This is a genomic window from Bacillus sp. B2-WWTP-C-10-Post-4, assembly GCF_009183805.1.
Classification (GTDB): Bacteria; Bacillota; Bacilli; order Bacillales; family Bacillaceae_G; genus Bacillus_A; species Bacillus_A cereus.
In genome coordinates this window covers 1-3,554 of the sequence record NZ_WEII01000215.1, presented here as the reverse complement: position 1 = coordinate 3,554, position 3,554 = coordinate 1, and the positions used below count along the sequence as shown (strand labels likewise).

The following is a 3,554-nucleotide window of genomic DNA, read 5'->3' as shown; positions in this document are numbered from 1 at the left end:
ATTAAAGGCTAAAGAACACTATTTCAAAATAGCCCTTTATTATTGCATCCTACTATAAAATAAGACTCGTAGTAGATTTTCATAAAAAATAAGAGCACCCTGCAATTGGATGCTCTTATGTGATTAGAGGTTTTTTCTGAGTATTAAGTAGGACACGAAGATCTTGTCCTACTATATAATATATGCTTGTACTTATTATTTCGTGCATGTATTAAGAACCATGTTCAGGTACTTAATATATGCATAGTCATTGCTATAAAATCTACTCAAATATTTACTGTACGATTATCATATTTATAAATTAAAAAACATCCCTAATGGATGTTTTTTATCTAACATTTTAAGCTTCCATAAACTTAGCCGGTACACCAATTTTTTCAACTACAGAAGATATATTAGTAGGATTAATCATTACATTTTCAATACATACTAATTTATTTTCTAATATCCCATTCTCTGTAGTAATAAGTTCTTTAAACCGATCTAAAGTCATTGAGAATTTATGTTCACTTCCACCATTCATACTAACTTTTACATACTTCATAGTGTCACCGCCTTTCATAATAATTTACATTTCGACAAGAAGGCGCTTACATCCTTTTTATTTACTCTTAGATTTCTCACGTTTACATATATGTTGAGAAAAGAAACTACTATTATTCACTCACAAAATTATTGCTAATAAGAAAGATAAAGATAAAAATGCACAAAGTGGAATATATAAACCAGTATCCATTCTTGCAAAGTGCGTATCTTTTTGTCGTTTAAAGATACCAAAATAGTTAAACTCACCAATCACTCTAATAGAAAAGACAATCATACAAATCCAGGAACCGACTTGAATAATAACATTAGGAACTGCAAAATGAACAATATTTGCTTGTTGCAACAAAATTATTGCTGCCATACTTAATAATAATGCAATGAACAATGTCATTCCGGCGCGAGGTGTAAACGCCTTTTCCCCTGATTTAGTTGGAATAACACTATTTGTCCCCCAATTACCTCCGAAAGCCCAATATACATGTAAAAAGCTAACTAAGAATAATATGCAAGCAGATATATATGTAATGATAAGCATTTTATCCTCCCCTTATTTTAGTTCCTATCTATAAAATATGCTATTCCCCTCCGCAATAGCAACCTTCATTTCATTACATAAAAAAACCGTAATGATTTATCAATATTAAGATAAGTCATTACGGGGTTATTAAACTTCATTATGCATTATACCTATTTCTTCGGCGTTCCATCCTTGTTTGACCTTGAACTGCATTTTCTTTGTATGGATCTATTTTCTCTGTCATTTCATATGTTGCAACTGGTTCTTCGTACTTATATTCATGGATTTTTTCTGGCATTTTACTTTTAGATTCTTTCCCACCAAACTTAAATAGTTTCATCCTTAATTTCGGTAATCTTGGAAGACGAATCTTAAATGATAATCTTTTGCGTTTCTTTTTTGGTCCAAGTAGATTTATATTTTCTTTATTATTATCTTTCTCTTTGCGGTGAATGAACATCGCAAGTAATCCTCCTATTACAAGTCCTCCAATTAATAGTAATATATATACATAATGGCTTGTCATTAAACTCGTTATGCGTTCAAGTATGAATAACGACTGTACTTCTTTTATATCCCATAGTAAAGCGGCCCATAATGAGAATAAGCCCAAAGTAAGTCCATATGTACGAAAACGGAATAAACATGGAATTAACGCGACACATGCAGCAATTTTCGCATTTGCTATGATTGAGCTTGTTGAAATATCTTGATGCCAAATAACTAACAGTAATGTTATAAATGGCGCATACGCTATCCAACTGCATATACGTGAATACATCTTTTTAGCAAAATAACTACCGAAACTAGTAAAAAATAAAAGCCCTCCAATATATATAGATTGTTCTAGAGGGATTTGCTTTGTAAGTCCTGCAATTGGAAAGAGGCCGCTCAGTAGCATTAAGAGCACATCTAATTTCTTCACAATTCCCCATTCCTTTCAAATTTTTTCAATTAATAAAAATTATTTTTCCATATGAAATAGTTTTTGTATTTCTAAAAAACATATTAATCCTGTCTGCACATAAAGTAAATATGTAAACGAAAAGATACTTGACAAAGGATATCCTTATTTACATAAAAAAATGACAAATCCTGATCGATATAACGAGCAGGATTTGTTTACTAGTATTTAAAGTAGAATAATTGAATCTTTCTTTTCTACTTTTACTACATCTACATCCAATTCATCATCAAATTCTTTAAACTCTCTTGCATCTATGTCAGTAATATAACTCTTTATTACCTTTTCCATATGCATGGAATATGTCATGTGTACATTCTTTTTCGAAAGCATACTAGAATTACAGCACATGTAATGTATCATTTTAGCGATATAATCCCTTTCTACAGGTTTTACACCTAATGGTAGAATTTCAAGTATATATCGCTGAAAAATCCCACTACAATTAAGGGAATATTCACCAGTGCTATAATACATCCCTTTTTGATCTGCATATAAGCCAATGCTATCTAAAGCATCATCACATTCTATTAAACCGTAACTTGGTACATCAAAACCTGTATTTATTCTAATAATATTTAAATTTGGAACCTTTAACACCTCTGGAACAATATCAGGTAAAATATCTGTATTAATTTCTTTATTTTGTAACTCTTTTATCCAATCCCTTCTCAAATTTGCATCTACAATGAAATAAACTTGTTCATTTTGTTCTTTTGCATATTGTACAATTTCCATTAATGTTTCGGAAACATATTGTTTAAAAAGAGCTCCCATATCATTTCTCTTTGATGGTTGTGGTAAAAATGCATTATGTTTATTTATATTTAATAATACGTAATCAATCGTTTGCCATTCTGTATTCCCATATAATTTATATAAAATTTCTTTTCCTTTTATTTTTGAAAGAATAGGTAAGAAATCAAATTTCGATATTCGTTCAATTGATAAATTAACATATATACAAGGTAAATTTATCTTATTCCAACTACGCTTCAAAAATCCTTTTTGCTCTAATAAACTAAAAACACTATTTACAATTGTTTTACGCGATACACTTTGGCCTATAAATAAATTAATAAATGTTGAAATACGGTTTGCTCGTGCAAATCCCTCTCTAATGATTTGTTTTGGATCAATTTTTTCTCGTCCATCACAATTTTTCAATGCGATTAATGCTAATGTCGCATCACTGCGCTCGCCCGCGGTAGCATAGACAGCTTTCGTAACATCATCTACAAGATTTGTTTTATATTTTTGGCAATATTGCATTTTATATGGATTTTGTAACACCTTTTCAATATTGTATCTCACAACCTTTAATAACACTGGAAAATCTGTATTCAATACGTAAGTATTTTCACCAACTTTAGTCAAAATAATTTCACTATCAAGTAATGCTTGTTCTATTTCCAGCACTATATTTTCAGACCAAACCTCTAATGTTAATGTCTCTAATCCTTTTGGTGCAAATAAAGGGAATAATTCATTTTTGTTATTTGTTGCTACCTTTTTACATTCTGGAAG

The 3,554-nt window shown here is 30.2% G+C and carries 4 protein-coding genes; all 4 read right to left on the bottom strand.

From position 1 onward, the window contains the following. Positions 1-340 precede the first annotated feature (340 nt). A complete protein-coding gene (locus GBN78_RS29165; RefSeq protein ID WP_000878372.1) occupies positions 341-544 on the bottom strand; it encodes a hypothetical protein in 204 nt (67 codons plus the stop codon). A 120-nt stretch (positions 545-664) separates the two neighbouring features. Beyond that, positions 665-1,081 carry a DUF3995 domain-containing protein gene (locus tag GBN78_RS29160; protein ID WP_000905571.1) on the bottom strand — a complete coding sequence of 139 codons (417 nt, stop codon included), beginning with the start codon at positions 1,079-1,081 and terminating at the stop codon, positions 665-667. Between the two features lie 139 nt (positions 1,082-1,220). Then, entirely contained in the window at positions 1,221-1,988 is a 768-nt protein-coding gene (locus GBN78_RS29155) for a DUF3959 family protein (protein WP_000732182.1), read from the bottom strand. A 207-nt stretch (positions 1,989-2,195) separates the two neighbouring features. Then, positions 2,196-3,554: RNaseH domain-containing protein (locus tag GBN78_RS29150; protein WP_152128006.1), on the bottom strand; the 1,359-nt coding region annotated here is incomplete at its 5' end.